This is a genomic window from Streptomyces sp. JH002, from assembly GCF_050916115.1.
GTDB lineage: Bacteria > Actinomycetota > Actinomycetes > Streptomycetales > Streptomycetaceae > Streptomyces > Streptomyces xiamenensis.
In genome coordinates, this window is sequence record NZ_CP087989.1 from 4,547,504 (window position 1) to 4,565,161 (window position 17,658).

Annotated in this window: 14 protein-coding genes; 13 read left to right on the plus strand and 1 reads right to left on the minus strand. The window is 71.9% G+C overall.

Annotated elements, in window-relative coordinates:
• Positions 1-771, minus strand: a complete 771-nt coding sequence (locus H7827_RS20805; RefSeq protein WP_432746905.1) for an AfsR/SARP family transcriptional regulator — start codon at positions 769-771, stop codon at positions 1-3.
• Between the two features lie 277 nt (positions 772-1,048).
• On the opposite strand from H7827_RS20805, the gene H7827_RS20810 reads away from it, so the two are divergent.
• From H7827_RS20810 to H7827_RS20870, 13 genes are all read left to right on the plus strand, one after another.
• The gene (locus H7827_RS20810; RefSeq protein WP_386539301.1) at positions 1,049-1,249 is read left to right on the plus strand and encodes a hypothetical protein; all 201 of its coding nucleotides are present in this window, start codon (positions 1,049-1,051) and stop codon (positions 1,247-1,249) included.
• Positions 1,250-1,280: 31 nt separating this feature from the next.
• A complete protein-coding gene (locus H7827_RS20815; protein ID WP_432746906.1) occupies positions 1,281-4,094 on the plus strand; it encodes an FtsX-like permease family protein in 2,814 nt (937 codons plus the stop codon).
• Between the two features lie 46 nt (positions 4,095-4,140).
• Entirely contained in the window at positions 4,141-4,908 is a 768-nt protein-coding gene (locus H7827_RS20820; protein ID WP_432746907.1) for an ABC transporter ATP-binding protein, read from the plus strand.
• Positions 4,909-4,937: 29 nt separating this feature from the next.
• Positions 4,938-6,533 carry a bifunctional tetrahydrofolate synthase/dihydrofolate synthase gene (gene folC / locus H7827_RS20825; RefSeq protein WP_432746908.1) on the plus strand — a complete coding sequence of 532 codons (1,596 nt, stop codon included), beginning with the start codon at positions 4,938-4,940 and terminating at the stop codon, positions 6,531-6,533.
• A complete protein-coding gene (locus H7827_RS20830; protein WP_030725643.1) occupies positions 6,533-6,880 on the plus strand; it encodes a DUF4233 domain-containing protein in 348 nt (115 codons plus the stop codon). The genes folC and H7827_RS20830 overlap by 1 nt, the downstream gene beginning before the upstream one ends.
• Positions 6,881-6,963: 83 nt before the next feature.
• Positions 6,964-7,377, plus strand: a complete 414-nt coding sequence (gene ndk / locus H7827_RS20835) for a nucleoside-diphosphate kinase (RefSeq protein WP_386539293.1) — start codon at positions 6,964-6,966, stop codon at positions 7,375-7,377.
• A 349-nt stretch (positions 7,378-7,726) separates the two neighbouring features.
• Entirely contained in the window at positions 7,727-8,746 is a 1,020-nt protein-coding gene (locus H7827_RS20840; protein WP_030725649.1) for a rod shape-determining protein, read from the plus strand.
• Between the two features lie 168 nt (positions 8,747-8,914).
• Entirely contained in the window at positions 8,915-10,003 is a 1,089-nt protein-coding gene (mreC, locus tag H7827_RS20845; RefSeq protein WP_432746909.1) for a rod shape-determining protein MreC, read from the plus strand.
• Positions 10,004-10,010: 7 nt separating this feature from the next.
• Positions 10,011-10,724: a rod shape-determining protein MreD gene (gene mreD, locus H7827_RS20850; RefSeq protein WP_030725655.1), complete on the plus strand. Its 714-nt coding sequence runs from the start codon at positions 10,011-10,013 to the stop codon at positions 10,722-10,724.
• Entirely contained in the window at positions 10,721-13,021 is a 2,301-nt protein-coding gene (gene mrdA / locus H7827_RS20855) for a penicillin-binding protein 2 (RefSeq protein ID WP_432746910.1), read from the plus strand. Before mreD ends, mrdA begins: the two co-directional genes overlap by 4 nt.
• Entirely contained in the window at positions 12,987-14,213 is a 1,227-nt protein-coding gene (gene rodA, locus H7827_RS20860) for a rod shape-determining protein RodA (protein WP_052384973.1), read from the plus strand. The genes mrdA and rodA overlap by 35 nt, the downstream gene beginning before the upstream one ends.
• A 34-nt stretch (positions 14,214-14,247) precedes the next feature.
• On the plus strand, positions 14,248-15,684 hold the full coding sequence (locus tag H7827_RS20865; RefSeq protein WP_432746911.1) for a CHAD domain-containing protein: 1,437 nt from the start codon (positions 14,248-14,250) through the stop codon (positions 15,682-15,684).
• A 43-nt stretch (positions 15,685-15,727) separates the two neighbouring features.
• Complete coding sequence (locus H7827_RS20870) at positions 15,728-17,656, plus strand: TIGR03960 family B12-binding radical SAM protein (protein ID WP_030725666.1); 1,929 nt, start codon at positions 15,728-15,730, stop codon at positions 17,654-17,656.
• Positions 17,657-17,658 lie beyond the last annotated feature (2 nt).

The window sequence follows — 17,658 nt, forward strand, 5'->3', positions numbered from 1 at the left end:
TTAGGAGGCCCCCGCATACGGGCGATACATCAAGCGCTCGCAGAGCCGCGCGAGTTCGGCATCCGGATCGCGGCCGAGCCCGTCCCGGAAGGCGGCGCGGGCCATGGCGTACGACTCGGTGACCCGGCCGTGCTCGCCGAGCCGGTGATGGGCGCGCAGCACGAGCTGCCAGCCGCGGCTGCGCAGCGGGTCGGCGGAGACGACCTGCCAGGCGGTGTCCAGGGCACGGCGCGGTTCGTCGAGTTCGAGCCAGGTGTCGGCCAGGTCCTCCAGAGCGCGCAGCCGTTCGATGTCGAGGTGGGCGAGTTCGGGCACGAGCAGCCCGCGCCGGTCGAGTCCGGCGGCGGCGTGCTCGGCGCGCCACAGCTCCAGGGCGCGGCGCAGCGCGACGGCGGCGCCGCGCGGGTCGGAGGCGGCGAGCAGGTCGCGGCCCCGGCGGACGAGGTGCCCGAAGACGAGGTGATCGCTGTCGCCCGGGGCGAGGCGGATCTCGTACCCGCCGCCCGGGTGGCTGAGCAGCACGCCGTCGCCGCCGCCCGGCAGACACCGGCGCAGCCGGTGCACGTAAGTGCGCAGATTGGAGAGCGCGGACCGCGGCGGCTCGCCGTCCCACAGCGCCTCGCTGAGCGTGCCGAAGGACACCGCCCGGTTGGGGCGCAGCAACAGGGCGGCGAGGACGGCGTGCGGCTTGCCGACGCGCGGCGGTGTGGCGGTGCCGCTACGGATCTCCACGGGACCCAGCAGCCGGAACACAATGCGTGGTTCGGGCATCATCGAAGACTTCTCCCACCCCTGGGGAACTACGGAACGAATCGTGCCGGTGACGCAAGGTTCGACCTTAGAGGTGAAGCGCTTCACAGGGGAACTGGCGTGCGGTACCGGGGGTGGCCGCGTCCGGTCCGGTGCGCCACCGGCCGGTCCGTCGAAGCGTATCGACGCAGGGGAGGGGAACGGTGTATCGACCGTATGCGCGGGCGTTCTACGGTCTCCGGCACAAGGAACGGCGGCCCGCCGGGCCGCCGTCCGAACGCGAGAAAGGGTGAGAACGATGAAGTTGCTGAACCAGCTCGCCGACGCCGCCCTGCGCCGGGTGCTGCCCACCCCGCCGGTGGAGGCCGCGTCCGCCATCTGCGACTGGGGCGTCACCTGTCGCATCAGCCCCGGACAGGGCATGCACCGGCGCATCGTGTGGACCTGCGACTCGCTGGGCTGCTCCTGGCGGGAGAACGGCTGCTGCTTCCGCTTGTGACCGCCTGACCACAGCACACCCCGAGGACACCGTGTTCGCCCACATCACCCAGCAGTTGCACCGCCGTTCCGCACGGGCGGTGACCCTGCTCGCGGGCCTGCTCGTGGCGAGCATGGGCTTCATCCTGCTCACCGGCTCGGTGGACACCGCCCGGTTACGAGTGGAGTCCACCGCGGACGCCAACTTCCGCGCCGCGTACGACATCCTCGTCCGCCCGGACGGCGCGGCCGGCGAGGTGGAGCGGGCGGCGGGGGAGGTGAGCCCCAACTTCCTGTCCGGCCAGTACGGCGGCATCACGATGGAGGAGTGGGAGCGCATCGCCTCCCTCGACGGTGTGGAGGTCGCCGCCCCGCTCGCCATGGTGGGCAACCAGCGGGTCGTCCTGTGGAGCGAACTCGACGTCACCGAACTGCTCGACCCCTCCCTGGACCGCCAGTTGCTGCGCATCGACCGCACCTGGATCTCCGACCGGGGGCTGACCAGGGCCCAGGACCCGGGCGCCGACTATGTCTACGTCTCGCGGCACGATCTGGTGTGGCCGCTGACCCGCGAGACCGAGTTCGGTACCGAACTCGTCAGGGAGTACGCGTACAACGGGGCACCGCTGACGGCTGACACGGCGCATTGCGAGCAGCGGCGGCCGGTCCTGGAGATCCAGCCGGACGGACAGCCGCGGACGCTGTGCCCGCTCAACGTCATGGAGGGTTTCGGCGAGATGACCCCCGAAGGGCGCGCCCGGCTGATCGTGGTCCACTGGCGCCCCGACGGGACCTTCCACACCTCGGGCCAGGCCTGGGTCGACCATGCCGAGACCCGCGACCGTGCGGTGATCCGGATGCCGTGGGCCACCACCCTGCTGACGGCGGCCGTCGATCCGGGGGCCGAGGCGCAGCTGGTCGGTCTGGACGAGGCCCTCACCACCGGGGAGTACCTGAGCGCGGAGCCTCCCGAGGCCGAGCGGGAGGGGCCCGACGAGTTCATCCCGGTCCCGTTGCTGGCGACCGCCGATCCCCAGTCGGACGAGGCGGTGCGGTACGACATCAGCCGCGTCACCGCGGACGCCACCGGGATCCACGGCGCCTCCTCCCTCGACGTGGCCCGGCACCTGGCCGCTGCCCCCCACCGGGCCCTGGGGTCGGAGCAACGGGACTACGCCGACATCTACCGGTCCGTCTTCCCGGGCGAGGGACGGGCTCCCGTCTCGTACAACCGCACCGTCCAGGCCGACCCGCCGCACTACCTTCCGGAAGCCGGCCCGCTGACCCCGGAACAGGTGGAGCAGAACGTCGCGACCGCATGGCAGGAGGTGATGCAGTTCGGTGGCACCCCGCCGCCCTGGCTCAGCCAGGACACCGGCTTCCGCCGCCTGTACGGGAACGCCGAGATCAATCTGCCCGGCGTCTTTCTGCAGCCCACCCAGGTCGGCACCTTCGACCCCGCCGCCATCAGCACTTTCTCGGGACTCTCCGAGGTCCCCCTGGAGTCCTACCGCCCCGCCGCCGCCTCCGGGGCGGACGAGCGGTCGCGCGAGCTGCTGGGGGACCGGCCCTGGCTGCCCAACAGCAACCCGACCGGGTATCTCGCCACCCCGCCCCAGCTGCTCACCAACCTCGCCTCCCTCGATCACCTGCTGCATCCCGCCTCCCCGCAGGCCGCCGCACCGCTGTCCGCCGTGCGGGTGCGGGTCGCGGGGGTGACCGGACTGGACGACGCCTCCCAGGAGCGGGTGCGGCAGGTCGCCGAACGCATCGCCACCGGCACCGGGCTCACCGTGGACATCACCGTCGGCTCCTCGCCCGCGCCGCGCCAGGTGGAGGTCGCCGCCGGACAGTTCGGCCGCCCCGACCTGCTGATCGAGGAGCACTGGACCCGCAAGGGCGCCGCTGTGACCCTCGTCCAGGAGGCGGACCGCAAGAGCGTGCTGCTGTCCGGCCTGGTGCTCCTGGTGTGCGCGCTGTTCACCGGCAACCTGGTCGCCGCCTCCGTCCGCACCCGGCGTGCCGAACTCGGCACGCTGGCCTGCCTGGGCTGGTCCGGGCGCCGGCTCGCCGCCCTCGTACTCGGCGAGGTCGCCGCCGTCGCGGCCACCGCCGCCGTACTCGCGGCCGTCCTGGCCCCTTCGCTGGCCGGGCTCACCGGGCTGACGGTACGACCCGCCTTCGTCCTGCTGACCGTGCCACTCGTCGTCGCCCTCGCCCTGCTCGCCGCGCTCGGACCGGCCCTGCGCGCCGCCAGGATCGGGCCCGCCGGGGTGCTGCGCCCGCCGGTGCTGGCCGGGCGGCGGGCGCGGGCCCGCCGTTCGGTGGCCGCGCTGGCTCTCGCGAACGTGACCCGGGTGCCGGTACGCGCTGCCCTCGCCGTGCTCTCCCTCGCCGTCGGCATCGCCGCCCTCACCTTTGTCACCGCGGTGCTGTGGCACTTCCAGGGCGCCGCCGCCGGCACCCTGCTCGGAGCGGCCGTGACGCTGGAGATCCGCGCCGTGGACATCGCCGCCGTCGCGCTCACCGTGCTGCTGGGCGCTTTCGCGCTCGCCGATGTCCTGTACGTCGGCATGCGCGAACGCGACGCCGAACTCGCCGTGCTGCGCGCCACCGGCTGGAGCGATCGCGCGCTGACCCGGCTGGTGCTGGCCGAGGGCGCGCTGCTGGGCGCGGCCGGCGCGATCCTGGGGGCCGCCGCCGGGGCCGGCCTGGTGGCGTGGGTGGTGGGCGCACTGCCCACCGGCGTACTGGCCACCGCGCTGGGGGCCGCGGCCGGCGGGGTGGGGCTCGCGATGGCCGCCTCGCTCTTCCCGGTCCGGCTGGTACGGGGCCTGCCGCTGGCCGCCCTGCTCAGCCGTCAGTGACATCCGTGACCGTCCACGACCCGCACATCCCACGAGAGGCCGCCCGATGAACATCCCAGGACCCGGGGGCGTCCCGGTGACCGTCAAGGACCTGCGCCGGACGTTCGGCTCCGGCCCCGAGAACCGGATCACCGCCGTGGACGGGGTGCACCTGCACATCGGGGCCGGCGAGTCGGTGGCGCTGACCGGCCCCTCCGGCTCGGGGAAGTCCACCCTGCTGCACCTCATCGGCGCCGTGGAGCGCGCCGACGAGGGCGTGATCCGGGTGGGGGAGGAGGAGATCACCGCACTCGGCCGCCGCGAGCTGGCCCGCTACAGGGGACGGGTCGGGTTCGTCTTCCAGCGCTTCCATCTGCTGCCCGCGCTCACCGCGCTGGACAACGTGCTGGCCCCGCTGCTGCCGCGCCGCAGGGCCGACACGCCGTTCGACCGTGTCGAGCGCGCCACCGGCCTGTTGGCGGCGGTCGGCCTGGCGGGCCGGGAGAAGGCGCTGCCCTCCCAGCTCTCCGGCGGCCAGCAGCAGAGAGTGGCGATCGCCCGCGCGCTGATCGCCGGGCCCCGGCTGCTGCTCGCCGACGAGCCCACCGGCAATCTCGACTCCGCCACCGGCACCCGCGTCATGGACCTGATCGAGCGGCTGGCCGCCGAGCACGGCTGCACCCTGCTGATCGCCACCCACGAGGAGGCGGTGGCCGGGCGCTGCTCCCGGGTGCTGACGCTGCGGGACGGGCAGCTCGTCGCGGACGTCCGCACCGGCCCTGCGGAGCCCGCCGCCACCTCTCACCCGGGTACCGATCCGGACAAGGGGCGGTGAGTGTCGGTGGGGGTTCGTAGACTGGCATCGTGACTGAGCACTCCCGCCCCGAGCCCCCCGACTCCGGCGACTCCGGCGATGCCGGCACCCCCGAGAATCTCGACGCCGCCGCCTTCGAGGAGCTGATCGGCGCCGAGACACAGCGGGACCCCGATCTCGCGGTGATCGAGGCCGGCAGCCGCACGCTGCGCACCCAGGCCGGCCCGCCCGCCGGGGACGGCGTGCCGGAGCGGCCTGCCGACCCGGAGGTGGACCGGGCGCTGCGCGAGGTCGAGACGGAGCTGTCCAAGCGCTGGGGCGAGACGAAGCTCGACCCCTCCGTCGAGCGGATCAAGGCGCTGATGGACGTGCTGGGCGAGCCCCAGCACGCGTACCCCTCGATCCACATCACCGGCACCAACGGGAAGACCAGCACGGCCCGGATGATCGAGGCGCTGCTGGGCGGCTTCGAGCTGCGCACCGGCCGGTACAGCAGCCCGCACGTGCAGTCCATCACCGAGCGCATCAGCCTGGACGGCGCCCCGATGTCCGCCGAGCGGTTCATCGCCGCCTACGAGGACATCAAGCCGTACGTGGAGCTGGTGGACGCCCGCCAGGAGTACCGGCTGTCGTTCTTCGAGGTGCTGACCGCCATGGCGTACGCGTCCTTCGCCGACGCCCCGGTGGATGTGGCGGTCGTCGAGGTCGGCATGGGCGGCACCTGGGACGCGACCAACGTGCTGGACGCCGGGGTCTCCGTCATCACTCCGATCAGCCTGGACCACACCGACCGGCTCGGCCCCACGCCGGAGCGGATCGCGGTGGAGAAGTCCGGGATCGTCAAGCAGGACGCCACCGTGGTGCTGGCCCAGCAGCAGATCGAGGCGGCCTCGGTGATCCTGCGCCGGGCCGTCGAGGTGGACGCCACCGTGGCCCGTGAGGGCATGGAGTTCGGTGTGGTCTCCCGCGAGATCGCGGTGGGCGGCCAGTTGCTGACGCTGCGCGGTCTGGGCGGCGAGTACCCGGACATCTTCCTCCCGCTGCACGGTGAGCACATGGCGCACAACGCGGTGGTGGCGCTGGCGGCGGTGGAGGCGTTCTTCGGCATCGGCGCCACCCAGGCGTCCGCGACGCTGGACATCGACGTGGTGCGCGCCGCGTTCGCCGCCGTCACCTCGCCGGGGCGCCTCGAGGTGGTGCGCTCCAGCCCCACGGTGCTGCTGGACGCCGCGCACAACCCGGGCGGCGCGCAGGCGGCGGCCGCGGCCGTGACGGAGGCGTTCGGCTTCAGCCGGCTCATCGGCGTGGTCGGCCCCAGCGCCGACAAGGACGTCACCGGGCTGCTGGAGGCCTTCGAGCCGATCTTCACGGAGGTCGTGGTCACCCGGAACGCCAGCCACCGCGCCATGGACGTGGACGCGCTGGCGGCCGCCGCGGTGGAGGTCTTCGGCGAGGACCGGGTGCAGGTCGAGCCGCGCCTGGACGACGCCCTGGAGGCGGCCATCTCGCTGGCCGAGGAGGAGGACGAGTACGCGGGCGCCGGGGTGCTGATCACCGGCTCCGTCATCACGGTCGGGGAGGCCAGAATGCTGTTGCGCGGCCCGGGGCGGCCCGGCGGCGCGGGCCGGGAAGCGGGGGACCGCTGATGCGTACGCTGTGTTCCTCCACGCTGATCTCCGAGGTGCTGGTCATCGGGCTCGCGGCGCTGGTCGCGGTCCGGCTGACCGACACCTCCGCGACCACCATCTGGGCGGTGAGCGGGACGGCCATGGTGCTGTGCCTGCTGCTGTGCGGCCTGGTCACCCGGCCCGGTGGGGTGCAGTTCGGCTGGGCCCTGCAGATAGCGCTGATCGCCAGCGGTGTCGTCGTGCCGGCGATGTTCGTGCTCGGCGTGATCTTCGCCGGCCTGTGGTGGGCATCGGTCCATTTCGGCCGGAAGGTGGACGAGATCAAGGCCGCCCACGCCGCGGGGGCCGCCGCTGCGGCCCCGTAGCCCCGGGCCGGGTGCGGGAGGGCGGCGATATCCCGGGTAAGGTGCCGGTACTTCCCCGGATTCGTTTCCCCAGGAGCCACCCCATGTCCCAGCGCACCCTTGTCCTTCTGAAGCCGGACGCGGTCAGGAGGGGCCTGATCGGTGAGATCATCGGCCGCATCGAGAAGAAGGCGGGCTGGACCATCACCGCGCTGGAGCTGCGCACCCTGGACCGGGCCACGCTGGAGACGCATTACGCGGAGCACGAGGGCCGGCCGTTCTACGAGCCGCTGCTGGAGTTCATGACGTCCGGCCCGTCGGTGGCGCTGACCGTCGAGGGCGAGCGGGTCATCGAGGGGCTGCGGACGCTGTCCGGCCCCACCGACCCGATCACCGCCACCCCCGGCTCCATTCGCGGTGACTTCGGGACGATCGTCCGGGAGAACCTCATCCACGCGTCGGACTCGGAAGAATCCGCCGAACGCGAGCTGAAAATCTTCTTCCCCGGGCGCTCCTGAATCACCGCTGAATCCCCGTCAGTCCGACACGGGGTCCGATCAGCGGCACCAGCCTGAACGCATTCCGCCTTTGTGGTATGTACAGTCGAACGAGGGAACCCGTCACCCGAACACGACGTCACCATGATGGAGGGCGGGCACGGTTCCCGCGACAATGGCGAAAGCGGCGCTCCGGCGCTCCGTGTTCGACCGGCCGTGGATACGATGGCATCAGCCGCCACACTCTCCCCCGGACTCCGTCCGGGCGAGGGAGTACCCCCAGGCGTGCCTCGTTCATCGCACCCCCGTGCCGACCTCCCGCCCACATCGCTCCAGCTGGAAGGCCAGATGTATCCCTATGGCGAACAATATGTCGTTCATCGGACGTGACATGGCAGTCGACCTCGGGACGGCCAATACGCTGGTGTACGTCAGGGGTCGCGGGATCGTACTCAATGAGCCATCGGTCGTCGCCATCAACACCAACACCGGTGGCATTCTCGCGGTCGGCGCCGAGGCGAAGAAGATGATCGGCCGGACCCCCGGCAACATCGTCGCGGTCCGCCCCCTGAAAGACGGGGTCATCGCCGATTTCGAGATCACGGAGCGAATGCTCCGCTACTTCATTCTCAAGATCCACAAGCGGCGTTATCTCGCCCGCCCCCGGGTCGTCGTCTGTGTGCCCTCGGGTATCACGGGAGTCGAGCGGCGCGCGGTCATCGAGGCGTCCACCCAGGCCGGTGCCCGCCAGGTGCACATCATCGAGGAGCCGATGGCGGCCGCGATCGGCTCCGGGCTCCCGGTCCACGAGGCCACCGGCAACATGGTGGTGGACATCGGCGGCGGTACGACCGAGGTCGCGGTCATCTCGCTGGGCGGCATCGTGACCGCGCAGTCCATCCGGGTGGCCGGCGATGAGCTGGACAACGCGATCATCCAGCACATCAAGAAGGAGTACAGCCTCCTGCTGGGCGAGCGCACCGCCGAGAGCATCAAGATCACCATCGGCTCGGCCTACGAGATGGACGAGGACGAGCACACCGAGATCCGGGGCCGCGACCTCGTCAGCGGGCTGCCCAAGACCGTGGTGATCTCCTCGGCCGAGGTCCGCAAGGCCATAGAGGAGCCGGTCAACTCCATCGTCGACGCCGTCAAGACGACGCTGGACAAGTGCCCCCCCGAGCTGTCCGGCGACGTCATGGACCGCGGCATCGTCCTGACCGGCGGCGGCGCCCTGCTGCGCGGCCTGGACGAACGGCTGCGCCGGGAGACCGGCATGCCGATCCACATCGCCGAGGACCCGCTGGACTCGGTGGCGCTGGGATCCGGCAAGTGCGTCGAGGAGTTCGAGGCGCTCCAGCAGGTGCTGGACGCCCAGCCCCGCCGCTGATCGCGGCCACAGCCCGGCCGGACCACCTTCCCCGGCCGGGAGGTGCCCCCAGACGGGGGTGATCCGCAGCCACGCTCCGCCGCGTGGACCACACGAGTCCACGCGGCGGACCGTCGGCGGCGGAGGATCTGATCGACTACCTGTTCCAGAAAGGCACGGCCGCCGCACGTGAGGGACACACGAGAGAGCCGACTGCTTCTCGTCCTGCTGGTATCCATCGCCTTCGCGCTGATCACGATGGACATCAGGGGTGGGGACAACTCCCCGCTCAACGGGCCCAGAGAGGCCACCGCGGCCTTCTTCGGACCCGTGGAGAACGGCGTCGCCTCGGCGGTCGACCCGGTCGGGAACGCGATCGCCGCGGTCCGGGAATCCGGCGGCCGGCACGACCGCATCAGTGAACTGGAGCGGGAGAACGCCGAACTGCGCCAGCAACTGGGCAGCGAGGCGCACCGCGACTCCCGCATACAGCAGCTCGATGATCTGCTCCAGACCGCCGGGGCCGGCCAGTACGGCATTGTCGGCGCGCAGGTCATCGCCGTCGGCGCCACCCAGGGCTTCTCCTGGACGGTGACGATCGACGCGGGCAGCAGGGACGGCATCGCCCGCGACATGACGGTCCTCAACGGTGACGGCCTGGTGGGCCGGGTCACCACCGTGGGCCCCAGCACCTCGACCGTGCTGCTCGCCAACGACCCCGGCTTCACGGTCGGCACCCGTCTGGAGGGCGGCGACGAACTCGGCTTCGCCACCGGGCGCGGCGACAACGCGCTCGACGTGCAGCTGCTCAACCAGGCCGCGCAGGTGAAGAAGGGCGACCGGCTGGTGACCTTCGGCTCGGCCGAGGACAAGCCGTTCGTGCCGGGCGTCCCGGTCGGTGAGGTCATCAACGTGGACCGCACGGCGGGCGACCTGACCCGTACCGTCCAGGTCCGCCCGTACGTGGCGTTCACCCGGCTCGACCTGGTCGGCGTCGTCGTCGAACCGCCGCGCGACAACCCGCGCGACACGGTGCTGCCGCCCCGGCCCGAGGACGAGAAGAAGTCCGCGGAGGACGAGGGCGAGAAGACCGACAAGACCGACCAGGGTGATGGGTCGGGCGCCGGGGACGAGAGCGAGGGCGGCACCGAGGAGGGCGGCGAGGACGGCGGCGTGCAGAACCGCACCACACCGGGCGAGTCCCCGGGCCCCGGCGACAGCAACGCCCGCCGCGAGCAGGACGCCGACCAGGACGACGACCCCGCCACCAGGAATTGAGCTGACCATGCGCGTCTCCCGCACGATCCTCGCGGTGATCCTCGTCGTCGTGGCGCTGGTCCTCCAGGTCACGATCCTGGCCCGGCTGCAACTGCCCGGCGCCGTCCCCGATCTGCTGCTGCTCACCGTGCTCGGCCTGGCTCTGGTGTACGGCCACGTCGGCGGCGCCCTGGTGGGCTTCGGCGCCGGGCTGCTCGCCGACCTGGCCCCGCCGGCCGACCACGCGGTGGGCCGCTACGCCCTGGTGCTGTGCGTCATCGGCTACGCGGCCGGGCTCACCAAGCCCGAGACCGGCCAGCACCGTTCGGCGACCGTGCCGATGCTGGTGGTGGCGGGCGGCGCGCTGTCCTCCACGCTGCTGTACGCGGGTGTCGGCGCGCTGGTCGGCGACACCGCGGCCCGCCATGTCGGGCTCACCGGGCTGCTGCTGACGGCCACGCTCTACGATCTGCTGCTCGCCCCGTTCACCGTGCCGCTGGTGATGGCGATGGCCCGGCGGCTGGAGAACGATCCGCTCAAGGGCGACGGCTCCGGCGGCCCCTCGTCGGGCGGCGACAACCTGTCCGGCTGGTTCGGGGGCGGCACCGGGCTCAGCACCCGCGGGGGCGGCCGGCGTACCCGCTACGGCAAGGCCGCCCGCATCGGTGGCCAGCGCAGCACGTTGCTCAGTCGCTCGGCCCGTAACCGGGCGGGGCGCATCAAGGGGGTCAAGCGACTGTGAGTAACATCCCGGAGACCGGGCGGACCTCGCGCGTCACCATCCGGCTGATCATCATCCAGATACTGGTTTTCTCGCTGCTGCTGACCCTCGGCGGCCGGCTGTGGTACCTCCAGATCCGGCAGGGCGACGAGTTCGCCGCCGCCGCGGCCGGCAACCACGTGCAGCAGGTCGTCCAGCCCGCCGTGCGCGGCGCCATCCTCGACGCCCGCGGCGTGCCCATCGCCGACAACGAGACCCGTCTCGTCGTCTCCGCCGACCGCTCCCAGCTCACCCGGATGAAGGACGACGGCGAAGCCGTCCTCACCCGGCTGGCCGAACTCCTCGGCATGGAGTACGAGGAGATCGCCCAGCGCATCCGGCTGTGCGACGCGCAGACCCCGCAGCCGTGCTGGAACGGCTCCCCGTACCAGCCGATCCCCATCACCGACGAGGCCACCCCGCAGCAGGCACTCCAGATCCGCGAGCGCTCCGAGGACTTCCCCGGCGTCAGCGCCGAGCCCACCGCCGTACGCCGCTACCCCGCCCCGTACGGCTCGCACTCCGCGCAGGTGCTCGGCTACCTCTCCCCGGTCACCGACGACGAGGTGGCGGACGCGAAGGACACCGACGCGCCGCTGCTGCGTTCGGACCAGATCGGCCGCGCCGGCCTCGAACGCACCTACGACAGCTATCTGCGGGGCCAGCCCGGCGTCACCCGCTACGAGGTGGACAAGTTCGGCCGCGTCATCGGCGAGGCCGAGGGCGAGGCCGCCGCGGCCGGCTCCAACGTGGTCACCAGCATCGACTCACGGGTGCAGGCGGTCGCCGAGCAGGAACTCATCGGCGCGATGGAGGAGGCCCGCAGCACCACCGACGAGATCACCGGCCGCCCCTACGAGGCGGACTCCGGCGCCGTGGTCGTCCTGGAGAACGCCACCGGCCGCGTCGTCGCCATGGCCTCCGCCCCCGACTACGACCCCAACGTGTGGGTGGGCGGCATCACCACCGAGAACTACCAGGCGCTGACCGGCGACGACTCCAACTACCCGCTGCTCAACCGGGCCATCCAGGGCCAGAGCCCGCCCGGGTCGACGTTCAAGGTGGTCACCTCGACCGCCGCCGTCAACGCCGGCTACGACTTCGACGGCCGCTACGAGTGCGGCTCCTCGTACAGCATCGGCAACCAGACGTTCAAGAACTTCGAGTCGCAGGGCTACGGCATGATCAGCCTGCACCGCGCGATCGAGGTGTCCTGCAACACCGTCTTCTACGGCATCGCGCACCGCGAGTGGGAGCGGGACGGCGGCATCAACCCCAAGGACGACCCCAACGACACCCTGTTCACCACCGCCCACGGCTTCGGCCTCGGCGCCCGCACCGGCATCGACCTGCCCGACGAGGCCAGCGGCCGCGTCCCGGACCGGCAGTGGAAGCAGGACTACTGGGAGGCGAACAAGGACAACTGGTGCGAGGTCGCCCAGACCGACCGCGAGGACTACGGCGCCCGGATCGCCCGCGAGAACTGCACCGAGGGCATGAAGATGCGCGCCGGTGACATGCTCAACTTCTCCATCGGACAGGGCGACGTGCTGGTCACCCCCATCCAGATGGCCTCCGTCTACGCGGCCATCGCCAACGGCGGCACCCTGTACGAGCCGTCCGTCGGCAAGGCCATCATCGGCGCGGACGGCACCGTCCTGGAGGAGATCGCCCCCGTGGTCACCGGCGAACTGCCCGCCGACGCCCAGACCGTCGCGGACCTCCAGTCCGCCACCGAGTCCGTGATCACCACCGGAAGCGCCAGCTGGCGCTTCATGGGCTGGCCGCAGGGCGAGATCCCGCTGCACGCCAAGACGGGTACCGCGGAGGCGTCCGGCGACAAGCAGACCACCTCCTGGCTGGCCACCTTCTCCCCGGACTACACGATCGTGATGACCATCTCCCAGGCCGGCACCGGCTCGGGGGCCTCGGGCCCGGCCGTGCGCAACATCTACGAGGCGATCTACGGGGTCGGCGAGGACGGTTCCGTCAACGCGGACCTGGCGCTGCTGCCCACCCCGCAGGCGGCGCTGCCGGAGATCGACGAGAACGGCACCATCATCGCCCAGCGTGACGAGCCCCGCGGCGAGGACGCGGAAGAGGGCGGCGAACCGGGCGAGGACGGCCAGGAGGAGGACCCGGGCGACCGGCAACTGCCCGACGGCCTCGAACCGGGCGGCGACCAGGACGGCGGACAGCGGCCACCGGGCGACGACCCGGCCGGTGAACAGTGGAACGCGGGCAATGTGGCCGGGCGGGACGAGAGGTCGAACGACTGACGTGGGTGACTACTCCCTGAGCATCGGGCGGTTCGCACCCCGCAAGAGCGCCTGGCGGCGGATGACCGCCCGGGACTCGCTCGCCCGGCGCGTCGACTGGATCATGCTGCTGGCGGCCGGCCTGCTGTCGGTCATCGGCTGCGTCCTGGTGTGGTCCGCCACCCGCAACCGCACCGAGATCAACAACGGCGATCCGCAGTACTTCCTCATCCGGCAGTCCATCAACCTCGCCGTGGGCATAGCCCTGGCGGTGGCCGTCATGTGGCTGGGACACCACCGGCTGCGCAGCGCGGTCCCCGTCTACTTCGGCTTCACCCTCGTGGTGATGCTGCTGGTGTTCACCCCGCTGGGCACCGAGATCAACGGCCAGCGCAACTGGCTGTCGATCGGCAGCTACACGATCCAGCCCGGCGAGTTCGCCAAGGTCGCCGTCGTCCTCGCGATGGCCATGGTGCTCGCCGCCCAGGTCGACGCGGGCGACAGCGAACACCCGCGGCGCCGCGCCGTCCTGCAGGCGCTGGGCATCGCCATGGTCCCGGTCACCATCGTGCTCATCGACGACATGGGCACCGCGATGGTGCTGTGCGTGATCATCCTGGGCATGCTGCTGGCCTCCGGCGCCTCCCTGTGGTGGACCTCCGGCCTGCTGGCGGCGGCCGTCGTCGGGGCCGTCCTGGTGTGGATGCTCGACATACTGGACGAGTACCAGATCAACCGCTTCGCGGCCTTCGCCAACCCGGCGCTCGATCCGGCCGGCGTCGGCTACAACACCAACCAGGCCAGGATCGCCATCGGCGGCGGCGGGCTGTACGGCAAGGGCCTGTTCGAGGGCACCCAGACCACCGGGCAGTTCGTGCCCGAGCAGCAGACCGACTTCATCTTCACCGTCGCGGGCGAGGAACTCGGCTTCGTGGGGGCCGGCGGGATAATCCTGCTGATCGGGGTCGTGCTGTGGCGGGCGCTGCGCATCGCCAGGGAAGCCACCGACCTGTACAGCACGCTGATCGCGGCGGGCATCGTCGCCTGGTTCGCGTTCCAGTCCTTCGAGAACATCGGCATGGCGCTGGGCATCATGCCGGTCGCCGGCATCCCGCTGCCGTTCCTGTCGTACGGCGGCACCTCCATGTTCGTGGGCTGGATCGCGATAGGGCTGCTCCAGTCGATCCGGATGAAACGCCCGCTGTCGGCCTGAGCGGTACGCCCCTACCGTGGAAGCGGAGGGCACCATGGCTGTCACCAGCGCGACGGAGACCGAGCGGAAGTACGAGGCCACCGGGCCGCTGCCGGAGCTGACCGGCACCGGACCGGTGGCTTCCGTGCGCGGGCCCCACGGAGCGCCGGTGGTGCTGGAGGCGCGCTACTACGACACCGAGGACCGCCGGCTTACGGCCGACGGCATCACCCTGCGCCGCCGCACCGGGGGAGAAGACCCCGGCTGGCACCTGAAACTGCCGGTGGACGGCGACACCCGCGAGGAGATCAGGGCACCGCACAGCGAACACCCGCCCGACGGGCTGACCGCCCTGATCCGCTCACGGACCCGCGGCGCCCCCCTCGTACCCCTGGTGGAACTGCGCACCGAGCGCGAAACCCGGCTGCTGCTGGACGCCGCCGGGCAGCCGCTGGCGGAGGTGGTGCGGGACCGGGTCGACGCGCTGCGCGGGCCGCGCGCCGCGCACTGGGTGGAGTACGAGGTGGAACTGCGCCCCGCCGCCGGAGCCGGGCTGCTCGACCTCATCGAGGAACGCCTGGCGGCGGCCGGACTGCCCCGCTCGGAAGCGCCGTCCAAGGCGGCCCGCGCGCTCGCCGCCACCGCCACCCCGCCGCCGGCACCGCGCCCGGGGCCCGGACTGCCGGCGGGCAGCGCGGGGGAGCGGGTCATGGCGTACGTACGGCGGCAGGTGCGGCTGATCGTGGAGCTCGACCCGGCGGTACGGCGCGGGGTCCCCGACTCCGTGCACCGGATGCGGGTGGCCACCCGGCGGCTGCGCAGCGCGCTGCGCTCCCAGCGGTCGGTGCTGGACCGCGAACGCACCGGGCCGATCGCCGGGGAACTGCGCCACCTGGGAGCAGAGCTCGGCGTGGACCGGGACCGTGAGGTGCTGGCCCGGCGGCTCGGCCGGCGCCTGTCGGAGCTGGAGCCCGAGCTGCGCCGGGGGCCGCTGGAACAGCGGGTGGCCGCGTACACCGACCGCCCGCGCGCCGACACCTCGGTGCGCGCCCTGGACAGCGCGCGCCATCTGGACCTGCTGACCTCCCTGGACGCGCTGCTGAGCGACCCGCCGCTGCTGCCCGACGCGTACTGGCCCGCCGGGCCCGTGCTGACGGTGGCGCTGCGGCACGACGTACGGCGCATGGAACGGCGGCTGCGGGCCGCCCGCCGCACCCCGCCGGGCCCGGACCGGGACGCCGCCTGGCACGCGGCGCGCAAGGCCGCCAAACGGGCCCGCTACGCGGCCGAGACGGCGGGGAAGCGCAACCGGGCCAAGAAGCTCGCCCGGGTGCAGCGGGTGCTGGGAAATCACCAGGACAGCGTGCTGGCGCGGACCGCGCTGCTCCGGATCGCGGCGGTGGCCGAGGCGGCCGGGGAAGCGTCGTTCAGCTACGGGGTGCTGTACGAGCGCGAGCACGGGCTGGCGGAGGGCTACGAGCGGGAGCTGTAACCTGGGCAGCCGGTTTCAGCCCCCTTCCGAAAGACACGAGTTCATGCCTGTCGAGTCGGTGTTCCCGCGCCTGGAGGCCCTGCTTCCGCATGTCCAGAAGCCGATCCAGTACGTGGGCGGTGAGCTGAACTCCACCGTCAAGGACTGGGACGCCTGCGACGTGCGCTGGGCGCTGATGTACCCGGACGCGTACGAGGTCGGGCTGCCCAACCAGGGCGTCATGATCCTCTACGAGGTGCTCAACGAGCGCGAGGGCGTGCTCGCGGAGCGCACGTACAGCGTGTGGCCGGATCTGGAGGAGCTCATGCGCAAGCACGGGGTCCCGCAGTTCACGGTCGACGGGCACCGGCCGGTGGGCGCCTTCGACGTGTTCGGGGTGTCCTTCTCCACCGAGCTGGGCTACACGAACCTGCTGACCGCGCTGGACCTGGCGGACATCCCGCTGCGCGCGGCCGACCGCACCGAGGACCACCCGGTGGTCGTGGCGGGCGGGCACGCCGCGTTCAACCCGGAGCCGATCGCGGAGTTCATCGACTGCGCGGTGATCGGGGACGGCGAGCAGGCCGTGCTGGAGATCAGCGACATCGTGCGGGCCTGGAAGGCGGCGGGCCGCCCCGGCGGGCGCGAGGAACTGCTGCTGCGGCTGGCGAAGACCGGCGGCGTGTACGTCCCCGGCTTCTACGACGTGGAGTACCTGCCGGACGGCCGCATCGGCCGCGTGGTGCCCAACCGCTCCGGGGTGCCGTGGCGGGTGTCCAAGCACACCGTCATGGACCTGGACGAGTGGCCCTACCCCAAGCAGCCGCTGGTGCCGCTGGCGGAGACCGTGCACGAGCGGATGTCGGTGGAGATCTTCCGGGGCTGCACGCGCGGCTGCCGGTTCTGCCAGGCCGGGATGATCACGCGGCCGGTGCGCGAGCGGTCGATCACCGGCATCGGCGAGATGGTGGACAAGGGACTGAAGGCGACCGGCTTCGAGGAGGTCGGGCTGCTGTCGCTCTCCTCCGCCGACCACAGCGAGATCGCCGACGTCGCGGGCGGGCTCGCCGACCGCTACGAAGAGGACAAGATCGGTCTGTCGCTGCCCTCCACCCGGGTGGACGCCTTCAACATCGATCTCGCGAACGAGCTGACGCGCAACGGGCGCCGCTCGGGCCTGACCTTCGCGCCGGAGGGCGGCAGCGAGCGGATCCGGAAGGTCATCAACAAGATGGTCTCCGAGGACGACCTGATCAGGACCGTCTCCACCGCCTACGGGAACGGCTGGCGGCAGGTCAAGCTCTACTTCATGTGCGGGCTGCCGACCGAGACCGACGAGGACGTACTGCAGATCGCCGACATGGCCACCCGCGTCATCGCGGAGGGCCGCAAGGTGACCGGCTCCAACGACATCCGCTGCACCGTGTCCATCGGCGGCTTCGTCCCCAAGCCGCACACCCCGTTCCAGTGGGCGCCGCAACTGTCGGCGCAGGAGACGGACGCGCGGCTGGCGAAGCTGCGCGAGAAGATCCGCGGCGACAAGAAGTACGGCCGCTCCATCGGCTTCCGCTACCACGACGGCAAGCCTGGCATCGTCGAGGGCCTGCTGTCGCGCGGCGACCGGCGGATCGGGGCCGTCATCCGCGCCGTGTACGAGGCGGGCGGCCGGTTCGACGGCTGGCGCGAGTACTTCTCCTACGACCAGTGGATGGAGTGCGCCGAGCGGGCGCTGCCGCAGTACGGGGTGGACGTCGCCTGGTACACCACGCGCGAGCGCTCCTACGAGGAGGTCCTGCCCTGGGACCACCTGGACTCGGGCCTGGACAAGGACTGGCTCTGGGAGGACTGGCAGGACGCGCTCGACGAGACCGAGGTCGAGGACTGCCGCTGGACTCCGTGCTTCGATTGCGGTGTGTGCCCCCAGATGGATACGAGCATTCAGATCGGCCCGACCGGCAAGAAGCTGCTGCCGCTGAGCGTGGTCGGGAAGTAGCC